Source organism: Bradyrhizobium amphicarpaeae (genome assembly GCF_002266435.3).
In the GTDB taxonomy this organism is placed as follows: domain Bacteria; phylum Pseudomonadota; class Alphaproteobacteria; order Rhizobiales; family Xanthobacteraceae; genus Bradyrhizobium; species Bradyrhizobium amphicarpaeae.
This window is the reverse complement of record NZ_CP029426.2, coordinates 2,653,213-2,675,601: the sequence shown is the minus strand read 5'-3', so window position 1 is coordinate 2,675,601 and position 22,389 is coordinate 2,653,213. Positions and strand designations below refer to the sequence as shown.

The window sequence follows — 22,389 nt, the reverse complement described above, 5'->3', positions numbered from 1 at the left end:
CCGCGCAGGGAAACTCCTTTCGCCGGAAGGCCCGCAGACAACCGTTTTCTTCTTCTCGACTATTCGGACACCGCGCGCCAGGCTCACAGGGCCAGATAACGCCGGCGGATCGTCTCGTTGGCTTTCAGCTCGTCGATTCCGGCGGCGTAGACGATCTGGCCCTTGTCGATGATGGTGGCGTGGCTCGCGAGCCCCAGGCAGAAATGCATGTTCTGCTCGGCGATCAGCACGGTCGATCCGATTCCTCGGAGCTGCCGCAACAGCTCGCCGATCCGCTGCACGATGATCGGCGCGAGCCCCTCGCTCGGCTCGTCCAGCAGCAGCAGCGCCGGATTGCCCATCAGCGTGCGTGCGATCGCGAGCATCTGCTGCTCGCCGCCGGAGAGGCGTCCGGCGATGCGATGGCGCAGCGGCTCCAGCAGCGGGAAGACCTCGTAGATGCGCTTGATCGGCCATTCGTCCTGGCCCTCCGGTCCCTTCTTGCGACCGATGACCAGATTGTCCTCGACACTGTGCTCCGGAAAGATCTGGCGGTCCTCCGGCACGAAGCCCAGACCGGCGCGCGCGATGTGATGCGGCTTCCGGCCCGAGATCACCGCACCGCGCAGGCTCACTTTGCCCCGCCGCGGCGGCGCCAGCCCCATGATCGCCTTCATGGTAGTGGACTTGCCGGCGCCGTTGCGCCCGAGCAGCGCCATGGTCTCGCCCTGCAGTACCGAGAGGCCGACGCCGAACAGGATCTGGCTGGTGCCGTAATAGACGTCGAGATCGGCGACTTCGATGACGACCGCGCTCATGCGGCGGCTCCCGCATGCTCGGTGCCCAGATAGGCCTCGATCACGGCGCCGTTGTTGCGGATCTCTTCGGGCGTACCGGTTGCGAGAATACGGCCATAGCAGAGCACGACGATTTTCGGCGCGATCTTGAACACGATGTCCATGTCGTGCTCGATGAAGACGACGGTGATCTTCTGGGTCTCCCAGAGCTCGCGCACCTTGTCGATCATGCGCCAGCGCTCCTCCGGGCCCATCCCGGCGGTGGGCTCGTCCAGCAGCAGCACCTTTGGTTCGAGCACCAGCGCAAGGGCAATATCGAGGAGCTTCTGGTCGCCATGCGACAGTGTCGCGGCCGTGCGATGGCGGCTTCCCGCCAGGCCCAACAGCTCCATCACATGCTCGGCGCGATCGCGTGTCTCCGGCAAGGGGAAGCGCTTGTGCAGCACTGCCGAGGTGCGCTGGTCGGCACTGACCGCGGCGAGCATCGTCTCCTGCACCGTCAGCGACTTGAAGATGCTTGCAACCTGGAAGGCGCGGCCGATGCCGTGACGGACGATCTCCGGCGGCGAGCGGCCGGCAAGATCGACACCGTCGAGCAGCACCTGGCCGCTGTCAGGCTTCAGCGCGCCGGTGATCAGGTTGAAGAAGGTGCTCTTGCCGGCACCGTTCGGTCCGATCACCGCGGTGAGCGAACCGTCGGGAAAGTCGAGCGAGACGTCGTTGGTCGCCTTCACGCCACCAAAGGATTTTGCGAGGTTGCGGATCTCGAGCATCCCTAGCGCCTCTCGCCTGCGTCGCGCCGTTGCGAAAACCATTCGGCGACGAAGTCCAGCAGGCCTTTGCGCAGGCCCAGCGCGAAGAACAGGATGACGATTCCGAGCACGATGCCATGGTACTCGGTGAACCGCGTCACGGTGTCGTTGAGCAGCAACAGCAGCACGGTGCCGACCATCGGCCCGAGAAAGGTCGAGACGCCGCCGAGCATGTTGATGAAGATGGCTTCACCCGAGATCGTCCAATAGGCGAATTCCGGATAAGCACCCGAGACGAACAGCGCCATCACCATGCCGCCCATCGCCGCGAACAACGCTGCCAGCACGAACACGGTGAGCTTGGCGCGCCAGACGTCGATGCCGAGAAAGCTCGCGCGCGCGGCATTGTCGCGGATCATCCGCAAGGTGTAGCCGAACGGCGATTGCGCGATCTGGCGCATCGCGAGCAGGCCAAGGATCAGCAGCGCGCAGCTCGCGATGTAGAGATGGACGTGATTGGCGAGATTGATCCCGAGGAATGCGGGACGCGGAATGCCGCCGCGCAAGCCCTGGTCTCCGCCGGTGAAAGAGGCCCAGGACAAAATGGTCGAATGGATCAGCATCTGGAAGGCGAGCGTGACGAAGGCGAAATAGATCTCCTTCAGCCGCACGCAGATCGCGCCGATGACGGCTGCGATCAGCGCCGTGATCGCCAGCGTCGCCACGAAGGCGACCGGAATCGGCACGCCGAGCTTCTGCATGATCAGGCCGAAGCTGTAGGCGCCAAGGCCAAAGAACATGCCGTGGCCGAACGAAGTCAGGCCGGTGTAGCCGACGAGCAGATTGAGCGAAGTCGCGAACAGGCCGTAGGCGGAGCAACGGATGACGAAATCGAGCAGCGCCTTGCTGCCCGTGAACAGCGGCAGGCTCGCCAGCACCGCAAAAGCGATCAGCGCAATCAGGACGTCGCGATAGCGTCCAAGCGCGGCGCCGCCGCGCACAGGCGCCAGCGTCCCGGCGCGTCCGGCCTCGAGCTCGGTCATGCCGCCTCCTTGCCGAACAGGCCGGTGGGTTTTGAGACCAGCACGATCACCATGAACAGATACATCAGGCCTTCCGTGAACAGCGGAAAGCCGAGCGAGCCGTAGGACCTGATCAGGCCGAGCAGCAACGCGCCGATCAGCGCGCCCAGGATCGAGCCCATGCCGCCGATCACGGTGACGATGAAGGATTCGATCAGCACCGAAAATCCCATGCCCGGGGTCAGCGAGCGCACCGGCGCGGCGAGCGCACCCGCTAGCCCCGCCAGCATGCCGCCGAGCGCGAACACGCCGCCATAGATCAGGCCGGTGTTGATACCGAGCGCGGACACCATGCCTGGATTCTGCGCGGCGGCGCGGATCACCTTGCCGATGCGGCTGCGCGACAGCCCGATGCCGAGCACGATGGCCGCACTCAGCGCAACGCCGATCAGCAGCAGATAATAAGGCGGCACCACGCCCCCAGCGATGAACAGCGGCATCACCTGGAACGCGGACGGCATGCCCATCGACTTGAATTCCGGCCCCCAGATCAGGCGCACGACATCGTCGAAGATCAGCACGAAGGCGTAGCAGACGAGGAGCTGCATCAAAACGTCCGCACCGTAGACACGACTCATGAAGACGCGCTCGAAGATCAATCCGAGAACGGCCGTGCCGGCCGCGCCCGCCAACATCGCGAGGGCAAAGCTGCCGGTGAACTGATAGGCGGTCATCGCGAAATAGGCGCCGAACATGTAGAAGGCGCCGTGGCTGAAATTGACGACCTTCAGCACGCCGAAGATCAGCGTCAGCCCGACCGCGACCAGGAACAGCAGCATGCCGATGATGAGGCCACTGGTGGTTTGCGTCACCAGGCAGGCGGAGCTGGAGAGGCAGCCGGCAAGCGCGTCGAGATCCACGGGAGCACTTTCATTGCGGCGCGCCTGACACGGCGCGGAAAACGAGATGGCGGAGACGGTCGCCCGTCTCCGCTGCGCATCGGATCAGGTGTAACCCTTGCTCTTCTTCCACTCGGCCTCGAGTTCGAAGATCGTCTTCCAGTCGCCGACCTTGACCTCCGGCACATACGGCTCCTGCGGGATCGTGGTGCCCCAGCCAATGGCGTAGCCGACCAGCGTGTGATCGTCGCCGCGCATCGTCACGGTGCCGTCGGCCCCGAACGGGCACTTGATGGTGAGGCCCTTCAACGTCTCCGCGATCTTCTTGCCGTCAGCAGAGTTCGCCTTCTTGGCGGCCTCGGCGAGGAACATCACGGCGGTCGCGTTCTGCCACGACCAATTGGTCGGATACTCGTTGTACTTCGCCTTGTAGGCATCGCCCCAGGCCGCGTTCTCCGGCGTGGTCGGGAACGTCTTGATGTAGCGGTTGCCGGAGTGGATGCCCTTGGGCAGGTTCTTCACCACGGTGAGCGCAGTGTAGTCGGCCATGTTGACCGCGAACACCTCCATCTGGCTGAACATCGCGTAGATGTTGGCCTGGTCGATATAGGAGGTGAGATCGCCGCCCCACAGGCAGGAATAAAGCGCCTGCGGCTTGGCCTGCAGGATCTTGGTGACGACCTCGGTGTAGTCGGGCTGGAACAGCTTTGGCCAGGATTCGCTGATGATCTCCACATCAGGCGCGAAGCGCTTCAGGTACAGCGTGAACTCGCCGGTGGTATCGCGACCATAGGCATAGTCCGGCGAGCAGGTCGCCCATTTCTTCAGGCCCTTGGTCTTGGCGATCGCGGCGGCGTAGCTGCCGCCGACGATGGAATCGTGAATGCCCTGGCGCACGCAGCGGAATGCGTTCGGGATGTGCTGCTTCGGATCGGCCGTCAGCGAGGACGCTTCCGAGCAGGTGTGGATGCAGAGCACGCCGAGATCGCGCGCAACCTCATGCACCGCGAACGAACCCGACGACGCCTCGCCGTCAAGCAGCAATTCGCAACCGTCGGTGTTGACGAGCTCGCGCGCAACACGCGCGGCTTCCTGCGGCTGGCCCTTGGAGTCGCGGATCACCATCTCGATCTGCCGGCCGGCAAGGCCGCCGGCAGCGTTGACCTTCTCGACCTCGAGCATCACCGCATTGCGCGAGGACGTGCCGAGCTGCGCCACGCGGCCCGACAGGATCGTCGGCATGCCGATCTTGATGGTCTTGGCTTGTGCACGCGCCACCCAAGGCGCGGCAACACTCATCGCACCGGCGCCCATCAGCGCCAGCGTTGAACGGCGGCTGATGCCCGGCGTGCGGGTCCTCGTCATTCTTCCCTCCCTCTGTCGGGTCGGCGTTTCAAATCCCTGTCGGAGATCGTGTCGTCTCCGTGTTTCAAGGATTTCAGAGGGCGGGGGGTGACGTCAAGCCAAAGATGAATTACGAGTCAGAATTCATCGAGGGGGAAGCGAGGCCGGTAACCGGCCCAAGATCGGCAAAATGATCAATCTTTCGAGCTTCATCGCCTTTCACGCCCGGCGCACGCCGGACCGACCCGCGCTGAAATACCGCGGCGAGGCGATTTCCTACGCGGCGTTCGATGCGCGAGTCCGGACGGTGGCAGGCTGGCTCGCCGCGCAAGGCATCGGCGCCGGCGATGTCGTGGCAGTGCTGATGAAGAACAGCGCCGCGTTCCTGGAGCTCGTCTTCGCCACCAGCCATCTCGGTGCGGTGTTCTTACCAATCAACTTCCGCCTCTCCCGCGACGAGGTCGGCTACATCACCGGCAATGCCGGGGCGCGAATTCTGATCGTCGACGAGGAGTTGGCTGCAAATGCCCCGAGCACCGGGATTGTCGTGCTCGACGAGGCCGCGCAGCAGAGCCTCACACAGCTTGCAGGCGATGCACCGCCCGCGCCGATGCATGCCTGCGCACCATCGGACCTGATGCGGCTGATGTACACCTCGGGCACGACCGACCGCCCCAAAGGCGTGATGCTCTCTTACGATAATTTCTACTGGAAGTCCGCCGACCAGACGATCGCGCTGGGTTTGAGCGACGAGACCCGCCTTCTCGTCGTCGGCCCCCTCTATCACGTCGGCGCGCTCGACCTGCCCGGCATCGCCGTGCTCTGGCATGGCGGCTTCATCCGCATCGAACGCAATTTCGAGCCGGAGAGCGCGCTTAACGCCATCGCCGAGGACAATCTCAACGCCGCCTGGTTCGCGCCCGTCATAACCAGCGCGATGCTCACCTGCCCGACGCGTGGTCGCTACGACGTCTCCAGCCTGCAATGGGCGATCGGCGGCGGCGAGAAGACGCCGGAGCTGCGCATCCGCGCCTTCTCCGAGTATTTCCGCAACGCGCGCTACATCGATGCCTATGGCCTCACCGAGACCGTCGGCGGCGACACCTTCATGGAAGCGGGCCGCGAGATCGAGAAGATCGGCTCGACCGGGCGAGCCATCGCCCATGTCGGGATCGAGATCCGCGACGAGGACGGCAAGGCGTTGCCGGCCAACGTCAACGGCGAGATCTGCCTGCGGGGGCCGAAGATCACGCGCGGCTATTGGAAGGATCCGGACAAGACGGCCGCCGCCTTCTTCGGCGACTGGTTCCGCAGCGGCGACGTCGGCTATCTCGACGACGACGGCTTCCTGTACCTCACCGACCGCAAGAAGGACATGATCATCTCCGGCGGCGAGAACATCGCCTCCTCCGAGATCGAACGCGTCATCCATGAATTGCCCGAGGTGCGCGAAGTCGCGGTGATCGGCTTGCGCGATGCACGCTGGGGCGAACGGCCGGTTGCGATCGTCGTGCTGACGGAGCGCGCCAGGCTCGAGCTCCCTGCTCTCACCGAGCATTGTCGCGCCCGGCTCGCAAGCTTCAAGGTGCCGAAACAGCTGATCATCCGCGATAGCCTCCCGCGCAACCCATCCGGAAAGATTCTCAAGCGCGTGCTGCGCGCCGAGCTGGAGAGGTCTGAATGACGCAAGTGAACGCCAAGCTGGCAAAACTCAACCGCGTCGAGCGCAACGCCTGGACCAAGCAGAACATCTTCGAGGCCGCGACCAAGGTCGTCGGCAAGCATGGCTATGCCGAAGCCTCCGTCGCCCGCATCACCGAGCAGGCCGGCGTCGCGCAAGGTACCTTCTACAATCATTTCGAGAACCGACAGGAGCTGCTCGACCAGTTGCTGCCGAAGATCGGCCTCGACATGGTCGAGTTCATCCGCGCCCGCACCGGCACGGCGGACGCGGCGCGGCAGGAGATTTCACGCTTCTCCGCCTTCTTCGACTTCATCCGCGAGGTGCCGGAGTTCTTGCGCATCCTCAACGAGGCCGAGTTCTTCGCACCGATCGGTTACCAGAAGCATCTCGACAACATCTCGGTCGCCTATGTCCGCATTTTGCGTCGCGCGCGCGCAGCGGGTGCGATTCACGACTACAGCGACGAGGAGTTCGAGGCGATCGTCCACATGCTGATGGGCGCGCGCGGCTATCTCAGCCGCCGCTACTCCTATTCGGCCGACGGCGTCACCGCCGTGCCCGAGCACGTCATCTCCGCCTATCGCAAGCTGATGACGCGCGGGCTCTTCAACGCATCCGGGGATCAGGACACGCCATGAACATCGAAGCTTCGCACAGGCCGCTCGACCTTGCCGCGGCCATCGCAGAAGGCGACATCCGATGCCTGCTGATGGTGCTGGTGCACATGACGGGCGACGAGAAATGGCTGGCGCCGCCTTACCTGCCCAAGCGCGACATTCGCCTGATCCCCGATCCCGAGGCCGGCGTGCCCCGTGAAATCCAGGACGAAATCCGCGCCGCGGTGGTCAAGCTCTTCGCCAATGGCACGCCGAAGCCCGTCATCGCCGATCCCGGCGAAGAGCTGCTGCTGAAAATGATGCGCGCCTGCCTCGGCGAGAACGTCGCGCCGGAATATGCCCCGCTGATGCGCGAGGAGATGGGCTTTGTGCCGCGCGAGGCGCGTTGGGCCAGGCAGCCGTCGACCGACAGGCTCGCCGAGCAGCACGTGCTGATCGTCGGCGCCGGCGTCTGCGCCATCGCGCTCGGCGTTGCGCTCGGCCATCTCGGCATTCCCTACACCATCGTCGAGAAGAACGCCGAGCTCGGCGGCACCTGGTGGATCAACCGCTATCCCGGCTGCGGCGTCGATACGCCGAACCACTCTTATTCCTATTCCTTCGGCTCGGGAAATGCATGGACCCGCTATTTCTGCCAGCGCGAGGAGTTGCTCGGCTATCTCCAGAAGGTCGCGGAGGAATACGACATCCGAAAACATCTGCGCGTCAACACCGAACTGACCTCGTCGCGCTGGGACGAAAGCAAGCGGCGCTGGATCTCGACCCTCAAAACCAGCAACGGCGAAGAAACCTTCGAATCCACCGCTTTAGTTTCGGCCATCGGCCAGCTCAACGACCCCTCCCGTGCCCGCTTCAAGGGCGAGGAGGCCTTCAAGGGAACGATCCTGCATTCGGCGCTGTGGTCCGATGACGTCGACATCGACGGCAAGCACGTCGCCGTGATCGGCACCGGCGCGACCTCGATGCAGCTGGTGCCGTCGATCGCAGGCCGCGTCGCCTCGGTCACGGTCTATCAGCGCAGCGCGCAATGGGCGCGGCCGGTGAAGGGCTATGCCGATCCGATCAGCGAGGGCGCGCGCTGGCTGCTGGCGCATCTGCCGTTCTATGTGCAGTGGTACCGCTTCAACATGTTCTGGCGCTATGGCGACGGCTTGCTGCCTTTCCTGCGCAAGGATCCTGCATGGCCGCATCCCGAGCGCGCCGTCAACAAGGGCAACGACCGGCACCGCCAGGAGCTGACCGACTTCATCCTGTCGGAACTGCAGGGCCGCCCGGACCTGATCGAGAAGTGCATGCCGACCTATCCGCCCTACGGCAAGCGGATTTTGCTCGACAACAACTGGTTCAAGACCTTGAGGCGTCCCAACGTGGAGCTCGTGACCGACGCGATCGATCATTTCGACGAGACCGGCATCGTCACCGCCGACGGCAGGCACCGTCCCGCCGAAATCATCGTGGTCGCCACCGGCTTCAAGGTGACGGAGATGGCGGCGCGCCTCAACATCAGCGGACGCGACGGCAAGGATTTGCGCCAGGCCTGGGCCAACGACAATCCGACGGCCTTCCTCGGCCTCACCGTGCCCGGCTTCCCCAACTTCTTCTGCATGCTGGGGCCGAACTCGGGCCCGGCCCATGGCGGCAGCGTTATCTTCCAGTCGGAATGCCAGAGCCGTTACATCTCGGCGTGTCTCGCCGAGATGATCGCGCAAGATGTCGCAGCGATCGACGTCCGCCCCGACGTGCTCGATGACTATGTCCAGAAGGTGGATGCCGAGCACGAGACCATGATCTGGACCCATCCAGGCATGAGCACGTATTATCGCAACTCCAGCGGCCGGGTGTTTTCGGCCATGCCATGGCGGTTCGTGGATTACTGGCGCATGACCCACGATCCGGATCTGGGGCAGTACAGGCTGACGAAGGCGTAGGTCCTCACCACGACGTCATTGCGAGCGCAGCGAAGTCATGACGGCAAAGCGGCATTCTACGCCGCCAGCCCATTCCCTACCGGCGCAAACTCCAGCCCGAGACTCTCCGCCACCGCCTTGTTGGTGATGCGCCCACGATGCACGTTCAGCCCGTTGCGCAAATGCGGGTTTTCCAGCACCGCGGCAAAGCCCTTGCTGGCGAGCATCAGGCCGAACGGCAGCGTCGCATTGTTCAGCGCCTGGCTCGACGTCACCGGCACCGCGCCTGGCATATTGGCGACGCAATAATGGACGACGCCATCGACCTCGTATGTCGGCTCGGTATGCGTGGTCGCGTGCGAAGTCTCGAAGCAGCCGCCCTGGTCGATCGCGACGTCGACGAGCACAGCGCCCGGCCGCATTGACTTCAGCATCGCGCGAGTCACCAGCTTCGGCGCGCTGGCGCCCGGCACCAGCACCGCACCGATCACGACGTCGGCGGCAAACACTTCGTCCTCAACAGATTCGATGGTCGAGAAGCGGGTGCGCACTCGTCCGGCAAAAAGATCGTCCAGCTCGCGCAAGCGCGGGATGGAACGGTCGATCACGCTGATTTCGGCACCGAGACCTGCGGCCATGCGCGCCGCTTGCGTCCCCACCACGCCGCCGCCAAGCACGACGACGCGCGCCGGCTGCACGCCGGGCACTCCGCCGAGCAGCAGCCCGCGGCCGCCGGCCGACCGCCTGAGCGCGGCGCCGGCGGCCTCGATGGCGAGGCGGCCGGCGACTTCGCTCATCGGCGCAAGCAGCGGGAGCTGACCGCTCGCGTCCGTGACGGTTTCATAGGCGATCGCGGTGCAACCGGAGGCAAGCAGGCCCCTGGCCTGCTCCGGATCCGGCGCAAGATGAAGGTAAGTAAACAGGATCTGGCCTTCCCGGAGCTGGGCCCATTCGCTCTTCTGCGGCTCCTTCACCTTCACGATCATGTCGGACCTGGCAAAGATGTCGCGGGCACTTCCGGCAATCGTAGCCCCTGCCCGCTCGTACACCTCGTCGGAGGCGCCGATGCCACCGCCGGCGCCGGTCTCGACCGTGACGTCGTGCCCGGCCGCGACATATTCACGGACCGCGCCCGGGGTGAGCCCGACGCGATATTCCTGCACCTTGATCTCCTTGGGCACACCGACGCGCATCTCCCAGGCTCCTTTGCCAACGCCTTGATTCTGTTTCTCATCGTAGCGACGAGGCCGGTTTGGTTTCGTGCAAATATCCGCTAGTTTCGGCAAGCCCGCGCCGGTTTCCGGCGCCAAGCCGCCCTTTCACGCTGGAAACGAAACCTTGGCCCTCGACCGGAAAGACCTCGCGATCCTCGCGGAACTCACGACCAATGCGCGCGCCAGCCACACCGAGCTCGCCACCAAGGTCGGGTTATCAAGCACGGCGCTGGCGCGGCGGCAGAAGGCACTGGAGGACGACGGCTACATCCAGGCCTACCAGGCCGCACTCGATCTCTCGCAGTTCGGCCTCACCACCACCGTGCTGGTTCGCATCGCGCTGGAGAGCCAGAGCGACGACGCATTGAAGGCGTTCGAGGCGGAGGTGGTGAAATGCCCTTCCGTCGTGCGTTGCTTCCTGATGTCGGGCACCGATGACTACATCCTGATCGTGCTGGCCCGCGACATCCAGGATTTCGAGCGCATCCACCGCACCGAGCTGTCCCGCCTGCCGCGTGTCGCGCGCGTGCAATCGAGCTTCGCCCTGCGCGAAATCGTCAACCGCGCGGTGCCGACGGTGGTGTTCGGCCAAGCCAAGCTCTGACCTCGCCATCTGGACGAAAAATCGATCTGGAACCAAGCACCGCGTCATCCGTTGGGCGCTATCGGCCAGCGGCGGCAGCGCATTCTTGCGTCACTCCCACAAATTCGCCCAGCCCGGCCCTTCCGCAAGGAAATAGAATATGGCCGACACGACGATCCCCGAACGCATTCCGATCAACCTCGTCGTCAACGGCGAAAGGCGCGCGCTCGAGGTCGTGCCGTGGACCACGCTCCTCGATATGCTGCGTGACCGCCTGGAGCTGACCGGCACCAAGAAGGGCTGCGATCACGGCCAATGCGGCGCCTGCACCGTGCTGGTCGACGGAAGACGGGTCAATTCCTGCCTGACCCTCGCGGTCATGAAGGATGGCGCCGAGATCACGACGATCGAAGGCTTGGCCAAGGATGGCACGTTGCATCCGCTGCAGCAGGCCTTCATCGACCACGATGCCTTTCAGTGCGGCTATTGCACGCCGGGACAGATTTGCTCGGCCGCCGGCCTGTTAGCCGAAGGCCGTGCGCGAGATGCCGACGAGATCCGGGAGCTCATGAGCGGAAACCTCTGCCGCTGTGGCGCCTATCCCAACATCGTGGCTGCGATCGAGCAGGCAATGAGCCGGCCATGAACAATTTCGATTATTCGCGCGCAAGCGACCTTGCCGACGCCATTCGCCTGCTCACCGCCGATCCCGGCGCGAAGTTGATTGCCGGCGGCACCAACCTGATCGATCTGATGAAGGAGAATGTCGAACGGCCCTCAAGGCTCATCGACATCTCCCACCTGCCGCTCCGCGACATCGATGAGACCACCGGCGGCGGTCTGCGCATCGGAGCCCTGGTGCCGAATTCGGACCTCGCTTACCACCCCTTGATCGAGCAGCGCTATCCCCTCCTCGCCAGCGCCATCCTGGCCGGCGCCTCCGCGCAACTGCGCAACATGGCCTCGGTCGGCGGCAATCTGATGCAACGAACGCGCTGCTCCTACTTCTATGACACCACGACCCCTTGCAACAAGCGAAGCCCTGGCACGGGCTGCTCGGCAATCGATGGCCTCAATCGCAACCACGCAATCCTCGGCACCAGCAAATCCTGCATCGCGACGAATCCATCCGACATGAGCGTGGCGCTGGCCGCGCTCGGCGCGCTGGTACTCATCGCTGGCCCCTCGGGCCAACGCACCATCGCGTTGGCGGATTTCCACCGGCTTCCGGACGATAAGCCTCATCTCGATACGAATCTCGGCAGCGGCGAGATCATTACAGCTATTGAGCTGCCGCCGCAGGGCTTTGCCCGGAACTTCAGCTATCTCAAAATCCGCGACCGGTTGTCCTACGCCTTTGCCCTGGTCTCGGTTGCAGCCGCGCTCGAGCTGGAGGGCAACGCGATCAGCGCAGCGCGCCTGGCACTCGGCGGTGTGGCTCACAAGCCCTGGCGAAGCCTCGAAGCCGAAGCAGCATTGCAGGGCAAGGCGGCGACACCGGACCATTTCGGACACGCCGCCGATCTGCTGCTGCAGGGCGCGACTGCCCAATCCCACAATGGATTCAAGATCGAGCTGGCCCGTCGCGCCATCGTGCGAACGCTGATGCAGGCCGCGAGCGCCACGCCGCAATCACAAGCTCACAAGAAGATCGCATGAGGGCCGGATGAACGCCTATGTCGGAACACCAACGTCGCGCGTCGACGGCCGGGCCAAGGTCACCGGAGCAGCAAAGTACGCCGGCGAATTCGGCGCCAACGGCCTGGTCCATGGCTTCGTGGTCGAGGCCACCATACCGCGCGGTCGCATCGTGCGGATCGACACTCACGAGGCGCTGAAAGTCGCCGGAGTTCTCGACGTGCTCACGCACGCCAACCGTCCTCCCCTCGCGGACAAGGACGACGCCTGGAAGGACGAGGTGGCGCCGGAGAAGGGCTCGACCTTCCGCCCGCTCTATGACGACAGGATCAAGTTCAACGGTCAGCCGATCGCGCTGGTCGTGGCCGAGGACTGGGAGACCGCCAGATTCGCAGCAACCCGCGTCTCCGTAGAATATGAGGAGGAGGCTTTTGCGACTGACCTCGAATCCGAACGGGATAATGCTACCGAAGTGGAACCGCCGCATAAGCCGCGTGGCGATGCCGCAGCAGCAATGACGCGTGCGGCCGTCCGGCATGAAGCTGACTACGTGCTTCCGAGCGAGCATCACAATCCGATGGAGCTCTTCGCAACAACCGTCGTCTGGGACGACAGCGGCAGGCTCGCGGTCCATGACAAGACGCAAGGCGTCCAGAACGTCCAGAAATTCCTCTGCAGCGTCTTCGGAAAGAAGCCGGACGAGATCCGCGTGATCTCGCCCTATGTCGGCGGGGCGTTCGGCTCAGGCTTGCGGCCGCAGTATCAGGTCGTGCTAGCGACGCTAGCCGCGCTCGCATTGAAGCGATCCGTCCGCGTCGTGCTGACGCGGCAGCAGATGTACGGCCTGGGCTATCGTCCCATGACCATCGAGCGCGTTGCGCTCGGGGCAAGGCCGGACGGCACGCTTGATGTGGTCACGCACGAAGCGATTGCAGTGACCTCGCGCTATGAGGATTTCTCGCGCAACGATACGGGCTGGGCGGAGCAGCTCTACAGCAGCCCCAACAGCCGTTCCTCCCACAAGCTCGTGCACCTCGACGTTTCGACGCCCTGCGACATGCGGGCACCGGGCGCAGCAACGGGCGTCTGTGCGCTCGAATGCGCCATGGACGAATTGGCGGTCGCGCTCGAGCTCGATCCGGTCGGGCTGCGGCTGAAGTGCTATTCGGACCGCGACCAGAGCGAAGACCTGCCCTACACCAGCAAGCAGCTGCGCGAATGCTACGCCCGCGGCGCGGAAGCTTTCGGCTGGACTCGCCGCGATCCCACACCCCGCTCGATGCGCGATGGCAAGGATCTGATAGGCTGGGGCATGGCGACGGGGGTTTGGGAAGCGCTGCAGATGCCTGTTGCCGCCCGTATCGTACTGACGGCAAACGGCCATGCCGAAGTCTCCTGCGCCGCGTCCGACATCGGGACCGGCACATACACCATCGTGGCGCAGGTGGCGGCCGATGCGCTCGGGTTGCCGATCGAGAACATCAGCGTGCGGCTTGCCGATTCGACCTTGCCCCAAGCCCCCGTCGAGGGCGGTTCCTGGATGGCCGCATCCAGCGCGCATGCGGTGTTGGGAGCCGCCGAAGACATTCGCGGGGAGCTGGCACGTCTCGCCAAGGCGATGCCGGGCTCGCCGCTCGCCGGGCTCGACGCCGCCGATGTTGCGCTGGCTGACGGCATGGTCGCCAGCCGCGCCGAGAAGGGCGCCGCGGTCTCGATTGCGGATGTCATGCGCCACAGCAAGATCGAACGGATCGAGAAGGAGAAGCTCAACGAGTTCGCGGACGATAAATCACACGCCCGCAACACCCATTCTGCGGTCTTCGCCGAAGTGAAGGTCGATGAGGAGCTCGGCGTGATCCGCGTCACCCGAATCGTGAGCGCCATCGCGGCCGGGCGCATCCTGAACACCAAGACGGGCCGCAGCCAGATCATGGGCGGCGTGGTCTGGGGAATCGGGATGGCGCTGCACGAGGAGACGGTGATGGATCACCGTTTCGGCCGCATCATGAATGCGAACATCGCCGAGTACCACATTCCAGTGAATGCCGACATTCACGACATTGACGTCATTTTCGTCGACGAACCAGACGAACGCATCAATAGGCTGGGCATCAAAGGTATCGGAGAGATAGGCATCGTCGGCGTGCCTGCAGCGATCGCGAATGCGGTCTATCATGCGACCGGAAAGCGCATCCGGCGCTTCCCGATTACGCTGGACAAGCTGCTGGAGTGAAGAGGCAGGCCAATCTCGCCGCGGCACTCGGGGCCTGTCATCCAGGTGTCATCGAATGTGCACAGAGCTTTATCTTCTGCACATTCGGGACAGACCATGGACTATTTCAAGCGCTTCAACTTCCTGTTCGCCGCACCCGCGTTCGATACCGATGACCTCGAGGGCATGCGCTTCAACCAGATCATCGAGGAGATCCAGCGCTCCGGTTTCGAGGTGGTCCGGGCCCGCAAGCTGGAGGACGCCGAGATGGCGGTGCAGACCGATGCCGCGATCGGCTGCATGGTGGTGGACTGGGGCAAGAAGGGGCTGGAGGGCAAGACGTCGGCCCTGATCAACCTGATGCGGCGCCGCGGCCTCGACTTCCCGATCATCCTCCTGATCCGGCGCAAGCGCTTCGAGGACCTGCCCGTCGAGGTGCTCGACTTCATCGACGGCTATGTCTTCCTCTCCGAGGAAACCCCGCCCTTCATCGCCAAGAATCTGATCAGCCGGCTCAAGCAATATGCCGAAACGCTGAAGACGCCGTTCTTCGGCGCGCTGGTCGATTATGCCGAGGAGGGCAACCAGCTCTGGACCTGCCCGGGCCACAACGGCGGCGTGTTCTACAATCGCAGCCCGATCGGCCGGGTCTTCGTCGAGCATCTCGGCGAATCCGTGTTCCGCGACGATCTCGACAATTCCGTGCTCGATCTCGGTGACCTCCTCACCCATGAGGGCCCTGCCCTTAAGGCACAGAAGGAAGCCGCGCAGATTTTCGGCGCGGAGAAGACCTATTTCGTGCTCAATGGTACCTCGACCTCGAACAAGGTCGCGCTCGGCGCCCTCGTCACCGACGGCGACCTCGTGCTGTTCGACCGCAACAATCACAAGGCTGCCCATCACGGTGCCCTGATGATCAACGGTGGCGTACCGATCTACGTGCCGACCATCCGCAATTCCTGGGGCCTGATCGGCCCGATGCGCTGGGACGTGCTCGACGAGAAATCCCTGCGTGAGGCGATCCGCAACCACCCGCTGGTCACCGACAAGGAGGCCTGGCGCAAGGAGCGGCCATTCCGCGTCGCCGTGGTCGAGCAGTGCACCTATGACGGCACGATCCACAGCGCCGAGATGATCCTGAAGCGCATCGGCCATCTCTGCGAATACATTCTGTTCGACGAGGCCTGGGCCGGTTTCATGAAATTCCACCCGCTTTATGCCGGCCGCTTCGCCATGGGGCTTTCGAACCTTCCTCCGGACGCACCGGGCATCATCGCGACGCAGTCGACCCACAAGCAGCTTGCGAGCTTTTCGCAGGCCTCGCAGATTCATATCAAGGACCGCCATATCCGCGGCCAGAAGCGGCGCGTCGAGCACCGCCGCTTCAACGAGAGCTTCATGCAGCACGCCTCCACGTCACCGTTCTATCCGCTGTTCGCCTCGCTCGACGTCGGCGCCCAGATGATGAAGGGCCGCTCCGGCGAAGTGCTGTGGGACGACACGATCCGCCTCGGCATCGAGCTTCGCAAGAAGATCCGCGCGATGCGCCGGGAGTTCGAGGAGAAGGAGCAGAACCCGGACCGGCGCTGGTTCTTCGAACCCTTCGTTCCCGACCGCGTCGCCATTCCCGATGTCGGCCGCCCCGGCGCCGCGCACAACGTCGCCTGGGAAAGCCTCTCCACCGATGAGCTCGCCACCAATGCCGCGCTGTGGCAGCTCTCGCCCGATACCAATTGGCATGGCTTTCCCGACCTCACGGAAGGCTTCGCCATGACCGATCCGAACAAGCTGACGCTGCTGACGCCCGGCTTCGACCGCACCACCGGCGCCTATGCCGAGCACGGCATCCCCGCCCCCGTCGTGGCGCAATATCTGCGCGAGAACCGCATCGTCCCCGAGAAGAACGACCTCAACTCCCTGCTCTTCCTGCTCACCCCCGGCGTCGAGGCGAGCAAGGCCGGCACGCTGATCTCGGGCCTCGTCGCGTTCAAGAGGCTGCACGACGACAACGCGCTGCTGGCCGACGTCATTCCGGAGTTCTACCAGCGGCGGCAGGCGCGCTATGCGGGCCTGCGGCTGCGCGACCTCTGCGGCGAGATGCACCGCTTCTTCCGCGCCGCCGATGTCAGCGCGCTGCAGGCGCGACAGTTCATGCCGGAGCACATGCCGGAGATCGCGATGTCGCCTCGCGACGCCGCCCGCCATCTGTTCAAGAACGATGTCGACTACCTCCCGATCGAGGCGATCGCGGGCCGCATCGCGACCACGCCCTTCGTGGTCTATCCGCCCGGCATCGCCACCATCGTGCCCGGCGAGCGCCTGACGGAACGGGCGAAGCCCATGGTGGACTATCTCAAGATGTTCGAAGCCTGCTTCAACAATTTTCCAGGCTTCGATGTGGAAATCCAGGGCGTCTACAAGGAGATCGATGCCCAGGGCCGTATCGGGCTCTATACTTACGTCGTTGCCGAGTAGGTGCCGATGGCCGAGACAGCTGCGCACGCAAGCGACGAACAGGTTTGGGTCCGTCCCTCGCGCGAGAACGATATCGAGGCAATGCTGGCGATCTACCGCCATCACGTCCGCAACGGCGTGCCGCGCGACATCGTGGGGTCAGGCGCGCCCGAGCCGGACGATCTGCGCGACCGGCGCAGGAATCTCAAGCAGACCCGCCTGCCGCATCTGGTTGCGACCTTTCGCGGCGAAGTGGTCGGCTATGCCTACGCGGTGCTGTTCCGCAAGCGTCCGGCCTATCGCTACACAGCCAAGCATTCGATCTACGTCCATCACGAACAGCTTGGCCGCGGGGTCGGACGGTTGCTGCTGCAGGAATTGATCGATGCTTGTGCAGCTGCCGGCTTCCGTCAGATGATCGGCTATATCGATGCCGACAACGCGCCCTCGCTGGCGCTGCACGAGCGGTTCGGCTTTTCGCGCGCCGGACTGCTCTGCGGCGTGGCCTATCGCCATGGCCGCTGGTCCGACACCGTCATGGTGCAACGCTCGCTCGGCGCCGGATCGACGGCGCCTCCGCCCGTCGCGGCGCCGGGCCGCTAGACTTCAGGACGGAAAGTCGGCCGGTTTCACATGAATGCGGTCGGCATGCAGCGACCAGTGATGCAGGGCCTGGTCCTTGCAGAACCTGGCCTTCGCCCGCTCCCTGGCCTCGTCCTCATCGGCGGCGTCGATCTCCAGGGTACCCTGGCAAATCTCGCTCTGCCGACCGTACTCGCCGAGCACGTTCTTCATGAATTTGACGACATAGGTTGACATGGGACCTCCCTGCTGCCCCGACAGCACTCTAGTCCCATTTAAGCCGGCCCGGGGAGGTAGATTTTGACGCGGATCAAGGACCGGCAAGGTTCCCGCCGCCCGCCCGCTCTCCCCTCACGGCAACCTTGCTGCCTTCAGCCCGGCATCACGCCGAACGCCTGCTTGAAGCGCTCCGCATAGCGCGGCCAAACCTCGGGATTGATGATGCGCGGCGGGCGCTTGCCGTCGAGCGTGTCCAGCACCTGCTCGGCGGCGATGCGGCCCATGTTCTGGCGCGCCTCGATCGTCACCCCCGCGGTATGAGGGCTTGCCAGCACGTTGTCGAACTGGAGCAGCGGATGATCCGGCGGCGGCGGTTCCTTGGACCAGACGTCGAGGCCGGCACCCGCGATACGCTTGTCGCGCAAGGCCTGGAGCAGCGCATCCTCGTCGTGGATGAAGCCGCGCGCCGTGGTGATGAAATACGCATGCGGCTGCATCAGCGCGAACTCGCGCGTGCTGATCATGTTGCGGCTGCCCTTGTCGAGCGGGCAGGAGATCGAGACGAAATCGGCACGGCGCAACAGCTCGTCGAGCTCGACCTTCTCGCCGCCCCGCTCGGCCATCACTTCGGCCGACAAATACGGGTCGTAGGCCAGCACCTTCATGCCGAGCAGGCCCTTGCACAGCGCGGCGATGCGGCGACCGACATTGCCGAGGCCGATGATGCCCACCGTTTTGTGCTCGACCTCGTTGCCGACCAGGTCGTTACGGTTGACGTCGCGTTCGCGGCGCAGGCGGCGGTCGGACTGGATGATGCGCTTGGACAAGGTCAGCATCATCGCCAGCGCGTGCTCGGCGACCGAATGGGCATTGCCGCCGGACTGGTTGACGACCAGCACGCCCGCATCGGTGCAGGCCTCGACATCGACCGGATCGAAGCCCGCGCCATTGCTGGAGACCAGCAGCAGGTTCGGCGTACGCTTCAGCAAGGCGGCATCGACATGGAAATGCGGGGCGAGTTCGTCCCGGGCGGCGCCGATCTGGTAGACGTGCGCCGCGCTCAGGATCGGCGCGTAGAAATCTTCGGGACTCTCGTTCTCGATACGATCGAGCCGGACGTCGGGCCGCGCTTTCAGGATGTCGATATAGATCGGATTGGCCAAATATTTGACGTAGAAGACGCGCTTGCTGTTGACGGACATCAGGACCCTTCCGCTCTTTCGAGGGGCTCCGCAAGGTCAGCGCGTTGCGCGCCCCCGTCCGTGCCTCCCTCCCGTTTCTCGTTGTCGCCGCTTATGACATGGCGGCGCCGGCCACGACAGGCCGTTCCGCGCAGATCACGGTGCGGCCCGGACATGTTGACAATCCCGCCCGCTCCGTCAAGTTCTGCCGGCCGCGCGACGGCCAGAACCAAGAAGCATGCGCGGCTGAAGGGAGGACGCGATGGCGATTGCGGAACAGCAGACGACGCCGGCGGCGGGCGACAACAGCTGGCATGGCATCGTCCTGCAAACCCTGAAGCGGAACGAGATCAGCCTCGTCCCCTACGTGCCCGACCGGGTGCTGACACCCTTGATCAAGAACCTGCACGCCGATCCCTTCTTCACCACCTTCGCCACTGCCCGAGAGGAGGAAGCGGTCGGCATCGTGTCAGGCGCCTGGATGGGTGGGCGGCGCGGCGCGGTGTTGATGCAAACCTCCGGCTTTGCCACGCTCGCCAACGTGCTCGCCTCGCTCGCGGTGCCCTACCAGATCCCGCTGATCATGTTCGTGTCCGAGCGCGGCACGCTCGGCGAATTCAACTACGGCCAGTCGCTGGTCTGCCGCACCATGCGGCCGGTGCTGGATTCGCTGGCGCTGGAGCACCACACCATCACCCGGCTCGACGAGCTCGAGTTCATCGTCGACCGCTCGATCAAGCAGGCCGTCACCACGCAGGCGCCCGTGGCGCTGATCCTCAACCCGCTGCTCACGGGCGGCAAGGTATTCGACAAGTGAGCCTCGCCATGAACATTGGCAATACCAAGGTGATGAACCGGTTCGACGTGACCTCGCGCCTGGTCGGAAAGCTCAAGCACGAGGAAGCCGTAATCGGCGGCATCGGCAACACCAATTTCGACCTCTGGGCGGCCGGCCACCGTCCGCAGAATTTCTACATGCTGGGCAGCATGGGCCTCGCCTTCCCGATCGCGCTCGGCGTGGCGCTGGCGCAGCCCGACCGCCGCGTCTTCGCGCTCGAAGGCGACGGCTCGCTGTTGATGCAGCTCGGCGCGCTCTCGACGATCGCGACATTGAAGCCGAAGAACCTCGTCATGGTCGTGATGGACAACGGCATCTACCAGATTACGGGCGCCCAGCCGACGCCCGCGGCCAGCGTCGCCGACATCGTTGCCATCGCCACAGGCTCAGGCCTTGCCAACAGTTCCTGGGCCGCGGACGAGGAGGATTTCGAGCGTCTGGTCGACGCGGCGATGTCCGCCAGCGAGCCGAGCCTGATCGCAGTCCGCATCGACGACAAGCCCGGCGTCGGCGCCACGAGGCGCGATCCCGTGCAGATCCGGGAACGCTTCATGCACGGGATCGGCGCGCGCGAGCCGCTTTAACTTTTCGACATTAACTACACGGCGATCTGATGGAAGGACGGTACCGGTCCGCTGCCGATCCGTGCTAAGCGCAATGCATGTCTATTTTGGTTAGATCCATTGCCTGGCTGCTCGCAGCTGCCGTTACCTTCGCGACCCTCGGTCCCCCCGGCTTGCGGCCCCATTCCGACCTCGGCCAGGACGGCGAGCATGCGCTCGCCTTCATCCTGGTGGGACTGGCCTTCGGCCTGGCCTACCCACGGCGGCGCCTGCTGGTTGCGGGGGCGGCGGTCGTCCTGATTGGCGTGCTCGAGCTGATGCAATTTTGGGCACCCGGACGCCACGCCCGGCTGGAGGATTTTCTGGTCGACGCGCTCACGGCCTGCCTCGGCTTCGCGCTCGCGGCGGTCACCGATTGGGTGATGACACGCTTTCGCCCAAACGCCTCTGCAACAAGCGAAGGCCCCGCGGAGTAACCTCCGCAGGGCCCTGTTCTCCTCGCCGGTGGTCGGCTCGGATCAGTCGATGATCTTGACCACGCGACGCGTGCGCGGCTCGACGATCACGCGGCGATCGTTCACCACGGCATAGCGATACTCGGTGTAGTTCGGCACGGGACGGAGCACCACGGTCGCCGGCAGCGGCTCGCCCACCACGACGCGCTCCTCCACCACGACAGAGTCGCTCCGCGGGATGCCGCCAAGAATTGCATTGGGGATCTCAAGGCCGGCGCCGACGGCCGCACCAACGGTGCCGCCCACCATCGCGCCGATCGGTCCGCCAATATCGCCACCCGCACGTGCGCCGTCCCTGGCGCCCTGTTCGGTCGTCGACTGAGCAAAGGCCGCACTCGACGCCAGCAGCGACGCGGCAGCCAACGAAATCGCAAGACGGGTTTTCATGTTGTTGTATCTCCAGTGATTGTCCTGCGCCTTCAACCGCGAGACCGGAGCATTGTTCCGGTTCCCGCGTGCCGAAGGAGCAGCAAAGCTGGAGAGTGTTACGACGTAACAGTTCAGGCTGGCGCGATCTCGTGGCCCGCCATCAGTTCCAGGGCCCGCACCATCGCGGAATGATCCCAGCCCTTGCCGCCATGGGCAGTGCAGGCCGAGAACAATTGCTGCGCCAGCGCCGTGCTCGGCAACGACAGGCCGAGCGAGCGAGCGCCTTCGAGCGCCAGATTGAGATCCTTCTGATGCAGTTCGATGCGGAAGCCGGGATCGAAATTGCGCTTCACCATGCGCTCGCCGTGCACTTCGAGGATGCGCGAGGAGGCAAAGCCGCCCATCAGCGCCTTGCGCACCAGCGCAGGATCGGCCCCGGCTTTCGATGCGAACAACAGCGCCTCGCTTACCGCCTCGATCGTCAACGCGACGATGATCTGGTTGGCGACCTTCGTCGTCTGCCCGTCGCCATTGGCGCCGACGCGGGTGACGTTCTTGCCCATCTTGTCGAAGACCGGCTTCATGGTGTTGAACGCCCGCTCCGGCCCGCCGACCATGATGGTGAGGCTCGCCGCCTTGGCGCCGACCTCCCCGCCCGACACCGGCGCGTCGAGATAGTCCGCTCCGAGCGCCTCGATCTTCCTGGCGAACTCCTTGGTCGCCAGCGGCGAGATCGAGCTCATGTCGACGACGATCTTGCCCTTGGAGATGCCGCTCGCGACGCCGTCCTTGCCGAACAGCACGGCCTCCACATGCGGTGTATCCGGCACCATGATGATGACGGCATCCGCCTCCTCGGCGACCTGCTTGCTCGTCTTGCAGGCGATGCCGCCGGCCGCGATCAGCTCCGGCGCGACGGGCGCGACGTCATGCAGGAGAACACGATGGCCTGCGTCAAGGAGATGGCCGGCCATCGGCCGTCCCATGGTGCCAAGTCCGATGAAGCCGATGTCGATCATG

22 protein-coding genes are annotated in these 22,389 nt (G+C 64.5%); 12 read left to right on the top strand and 10 right to left on the bottom strand.

The annotated features are described in order from the left end of the window. Positions 1-83 precede the first annotated feature (83 nt). From CIT40_RS12265 to CIT40_RS12245, 5 genes are all read right to left on the bottom strand, one after another. Complete coding sequence (locus tag CIT40_RS12265) at positions 84-797, bottom strand: ABC transporter ATP-binding protein (RefSeq protein ID WP_094896191.1); 714 nt, start codon at positions 795-797, stop codon at positions 84-86. Beyond that, positions 794-1,549: an ABC transporter ATP-binding protein gene (locus tag CIT40_RS12260; RefSeq protein WP_094896190.1), complete on the bottom strand. Its 756-nt coding sequence runs from the start codon at positions 1,547-1,549 to the stop codon at positions 794-796. The genes CIT40_RS12265 and CIT40_RS12260 overlap by 4 nt, the downstream gene beginning before the upstream one ends. A 2-nt stretch (positions 1,550-1,551) precedes the next feature. After that, positions 1,552-2,571 (bottom strand): branched-chain amino acid ABC transporter permease, encoded by a 1,020-nt coding sequence (locus tag CIT40_RS12255; RefSeq protein WP_094896189.1) that lies wholly within the window; start codon positions 2,569-2,571, stop codon positions 1,552-1,554. After that, a complete protein-coding gene (locus CIT40_RS12250; RefSeq protein ID WP_094896188.1) occupies positions 2,568-3,470 on the bottom strand; it encodes a branched-chain amino acid ABC transporter permease in 903 nt (300 codons plus the stop codon). Before CIT40_RS12250 ends, CIT40_RS12255 begins: the two co-directional genes overlap by 4 nt. A gap of 84 nt (positions 3,471-3,554) precedes the next feature. Continuing rightward, on the bottom strand, positions 3,555-4,814 hold the full coding sequence (locus tag CIT40_RS12245; protein ID WP_094896187.1) for an ABC transporter substrate-binding protein: 1,260 nt from the start codon (positions 4,812-4,814) through the stop codon (positions 3,555-3,557). A gap of 169 nt (positions 4,815-4,983) precedes the next feature. Between CIT40_RS12245 and CIT40_RS12240 the strand changes: the two genes are divergently transcribed. The 3 genes from CIT40_RS12240 to CIT40_RS12230 are packed head-to-tail and all read left to right on the top strand — an operon-like array spanning position 4,984 to position 9,022. Beyond that, on the top strand, positions 4,984-6,477 hold the full coding sequence (locus CIT40_RS12240; protein WP_094896186.1) for an AMP-binding protein: 1,494 nt from the start codon (positions 4,984-4,986) through the stop codon (positions 6,475-6,477). Then, positions 6,474-7,115, top strand: coding sequence for a TetR/AcrR family transcriptional regulator (locus CIT40_RS12235; protein ID WP_094896185.1), 642 nt, complete (start codon positions 6,474-6,476; stop codon positions 7,113-7,115). The genes CIT40_RS12240 and CIT40_RS12235 overlap by 4 nt, the downstream gene beginning before the upstream one ends. Then, positions 7,112-9,022, top strand: coding sequence for a flavin-containing monooxygenase (locus CIT40_RS12230; protein WP_094896184.1), 1,911 nt, complete (start codon positions 7,112-7,114; stop codon positions 9,020-9,022). The genes CIT40_RS12235 and CIT40_RS12230 overlap by 4 nt, the downstream gene beginning before the upstream one ends. A gap of 56 nt (positions 9,023-9,078) precedes the next feature. On the opposite strand, the gene ald is transcribed toward CIT40_RS12230, so the two are convergent. After that, positions 9,079-10,194, bottom strand: coding sequence for an alanine dehydrogenase (gene ald / locus CIT40_RS12225; protein ID WP_094896183.1), 1,116 nt, complete (start codon positions 10,192-10,194; stop codon positions 9,079-9,081). A gap of 145 nt (positions 10,195-10,339) precedes the next feature. Between ald and CIT40_RS12220 the strand changes: the two genes are divergently transcribed. From CIT40_RS12220 to CIT40_RS12195, 6 genes are all read left to right on the top strand, one after another. Then, a complete protein-coding gene (locus CIT40_RS12220; RefSeq protein ID WP_162307460.1) occupies positions 10,340-10,819 on the top strand; it encodes an Lrp/AsnC family transcriptional regulator in 480 nt (159 codons plus the stop codon). A gap of 139 nt (positions 10,820-10,958) precedes the next feature. Next, a complete protein-coding gene (locus CIT40_RS12215) occupies positions 10,959-11,444 on the top strand; it encodes a (2Fe-2S)-binding protein (protein WP_094896181.1) in 486 nt (161 codons plus the stop codon). Further along, positions 11,441-12,457 carry an FAD binding domain-containing protein gene (locus CIT40_RS12210; RefSeq protein ID WP_094896180.1) on the top strand — a complete coding sequence of 339 codons (1,017 nt, stop codon included), beginning with the start codon at positions 11,441-11,443 and terminating at the stop codon, positions 12,455-12,457. Before CIT40_RS12215 ends, CIT40_RS12210 begins: the two co-directional genes overlap by 4 nt. Positions 12,458-12,464: 7 nt before the next feature. Then, positions 12,465-14,669, top strand: a complete 2,205-nt coding sequence (locus CIT40_RS12205; protein WP_094896179.1) for a xanthine dehydrogenase family protein molybdopterin-binding subunit — start codon at positions 12,465-12,467, stop codon at positions 14,667-14,669. Positions 14,670-14,765: 96 nt separating this feature from the next. Continuing rightward, positions 14,766-17,123, top strand: a complete 2,358-nt coding sequence (locus CIT40_RS12200; RefSeq protein ID WP_094896178.1) for an Orn/Lys/Arg family decarboxylase — start codon at positions 14,766-14,768, stop codon at positions 17,121-17,123. A gap of 6 nt (positions 17,124-17,129) precedes the next feature. Beyond that, positions 17,130-17,705, top strand: coding sequence for a GNAT family N-acetyltransferase (locus CIT40_RS12195; protein ID WP_162307459.1), 576 nt, complete (start codon positions 17,130-17,132; stop codon positions 17,703-17,705). A 3-nt stretch (positions 17,706-17,708) separates the two neighbouring features. On the opposite strand, the gene CIT40_RS12190 is transcribed toward CIT40_RS12195, so the two are convergent. Next, positions 17,709-17,921 (bottom strand): hypothetical protein, encoded by a 213-nt coding sequence (locus tag CIT40_RS12190; protein ID WP_094896321.1) that lies wholly within the window; start codon positions 17,919-17,921, stop codon positions 17,709-17,711. A 134-nt stretch (positions 17,922-18,055) separates the two neighbouring features. After that, entirely contained in the window at positions 18,056-19,105 is a 1,050-nt protein-coding gene (locus CIT40_RS12185; protein WP_094896176.1) for a hydroxyacid dehydrogenase, read from the bottom strand. 241 nt (positions 19,106-19,346) lie between these two features. On the opposite strand from CIT40_RS12185, the gene CIT40_RS12180 reads away from it, so the two are divergent. From CIT40_RS12180 to CIT40_RS12170, 3 genes are all read left to right on the top strand, one after another. Further along, entirely contained in the window at positions 19,347-19,901 is a 555-nt protein-coding gene (locus tag CIT40_RS12180; RefSeq protein WP_094896175.1) for a thiamine pyrophosphate-binding protein, read from the top strand. A gap of 8 nt (positions 19,902-19,909) precedes the next feature. Continuing rightward, the gene (locus tag CIT40_RS12175) at positions 19,910-20,506 is read left to right on the top strand and encodes a thiamine pyrophosphate-dependent enzyme (protein ID WP_167443340.1); all 597 of its coding nucleotides are present in this window, start codon (positions 19,910-19,912) and stop codon (positions 20,504-20,506) included. A 77-nt stretch (positions 20,507-20,583) separates the two neighbouring features. Then, positions 20,584-20,961: a VanZ family protein gene (locus CIT40_RS12170; protein ID WP_094896173.1), complete on the top strand. Its 378-nt coding sequence runs from the start codon at positions 20,584-20,586 to the stop codon at positions 20,959-20,961. A gap of 42 nt (positions 20,962-21,003) precedes the next feature. On the opposite strand, the gene CIT40_RS12165 is transcribed toward CIT40_RS12170, so the two are convergent. Together CIT40_RS12165 and CIT40_RS12160 are read right to left on the bottom strand one after the other, a co-directional pair. Then, positions 21,004-21,387 carry a DUF1236 domain-containing protein gene (locus tag CIT40_RS12165; protein ID WP_094896320.1) on the bottom strand — a complete coding sequence of 128 codons (384 nt, stop codon included), beginning with the start codon at positions 21,385-21,387 and terminating at the stop codon, positions 21,004-21,006. Positions 21,388-21,500: 113 nt separating this feature from the next. Next, positions 21,501-22,388: a 2-hydroxy-3-oxopropionate reductase gene (locus tag CIT40_RS12160; RefSeq protein ID WP_094896172.1), complete on the bottom strand. Its 888-nt coding sequence runs from the start codon at positions 22,386-22,388 to the stop codon at positions 21,501-21,503. Position 22,389: the final 1 nt, after the last annotated feature.

What these genes read in the sequence shown, in the direction of transcription:
- CIT40_RS12265 (WP_094896191.1), bottom strand. Translation starts at nt 797, where the DNA reads ATGAGCGCGGTCGTCATCGAAGTCGCCGATCTCGACGTCTATTACGGC.
- CIT40_RS12260 (WP_094896190.1), bottom strand. Translation starts at nt 1,549, where the DNA reads ATGCTCGAGATCCGCAACCTCGCAAAATCCTTTGGTGGCGTGAAGGCG.
- CIT40_RS12255 (WP_094896189.1), bottom strand. Translation starts at nt 2,571, where the DNA reads ATGACCGAGCTCGAGGCCGGACGCGCCGGGACGCTGGCGCCTGTGCGC.
- CIT40_RS12245 (WP_094896187.1), bottom strand. Translation starts at nt 4,814, where the DNA reads ATGACGAGGACCCGCACGCCGGGCATCAGCCGCCGTTCAACGCTGGCG.
- CIT40_RS12240 (WP_094896186.1), top strand. Translation starts at nt 4,984, where the DNA reads ATGATCAATCTTTCGAGCTTCATCGCCTTTCACGCCCGGCGCACGCCG.
- CIT40_RS12235 (WP_094896185.1), top strand. Translation starts at nt 6,474, where the DNA reads ATGACGCAAGTGAACGCCAAGCTGGCAAAACTCAACCGCGTCGAGCGC.
- CIT40_RS12230 (WP_094896184.1), top strand. Translation starts at nt 7,112, where the DNA reads ATGAACATCGAAGCTTCGCACAGGCCGCTCGACCTTGCCGCGGCCATC.
- ald (WP_094896183.1), bottom strand. Translation starts at nt 10,194, where the DNA reads ATGCGCGTCGGTGTGCCCAAGGAGATCAAGGTGCAGGAATATCGCGTC.
- CIT40_RS12215 (WP_094896181.1), top strand. Translation starts at nt 10,959, where the DNA reads ATGGCCGACACGACGATCCCCGAACGCATTCCGATCAACCTCGTCGTC.
- CIT40_RS12210 (WP_094896180.1), top strand. Translation starts at nt 11,441, where the DNA reads ATGAACAATTTCGATTATTCGCGCGCAAGCGACCTTGCCGACGCCATT.
- CIT40_RS12205 (WP_094896179.1), top strand. Translation starts at nt 12,465, where the DNA reads ATGAACGCCTATGTCGGAACACCAACGTCGCGCGTCGACGGCCGGGCC.
- CIT40_RS12200 (WP_094896178.1), top strand. Translation starts at nt 14,766, where the DNA reads ATGGACTATTTCAAGCGCTTCAACTTCCTGTTCGCCGCACCCGCGTTC.
- CIT40_RS12195 (WP_162307459.1), top strand. Translation starts at nt 17,130, where the DNA reads ATGGCCGAGACAGCTGCGCACGCAAGCGACGAACAGGTTTGGGTCCGT.
- CIT40_RS12190 (WP_094896321.1), bottom strand. Translation starts at nt 17,921, where the DNA reads ATGTCAACCTATGTCGTCAAATTCATGAAGAACGTGCTCGGCGAGTAC.
- CIT40_RS12185 (WP_094896176.1), bottom strand. Translation starts at nt 19,105, where the DNA reads ATGTCCGTCAACAGCAAGCGCGTCTTCTACGTCAAATATTTGGCCAAT.
- CIT40_RS12180 (WP_094896175.1), top strand. Translation starts at nt 19,347, where the DNA reads ATGGCGATTGCGGAACAGCAGACGACGCCGGCGGCGGGCGACAACAGC.
- CIT40_RS12175 (WP_167443340.1), top strand. Translation starts at nt 19,910, where the DNA reads ATGAACATTGGCAATACCAAGGTGATGAACCGGTTCGACGTGACCTCG.
- CIT40_RS12170 (WP_094896173.1), top strand. Translation starts at nt 20,584, where the DNA reads ATGTCTATTTTGGTTAGATCCATTGCCTGGCTGCTCGCAGCTGCCGTT.
- CIT40_RS12165 (WP_094896320.1), bottom strand. Translation starts at nt 21,387, where the DNA reads ATGAAAACCCGTCTTGCGATTTCGTTGGCTGCCGCGTCGCTGCTGGCG.
- CIT40_RS12160 (WP_094896172.1), bottom strand. Translation starts at nt 22,388, where the DNA reads ATGATCGACATCGGCTTCATCGGACTTGGCACCATGGGACGGCCGATG.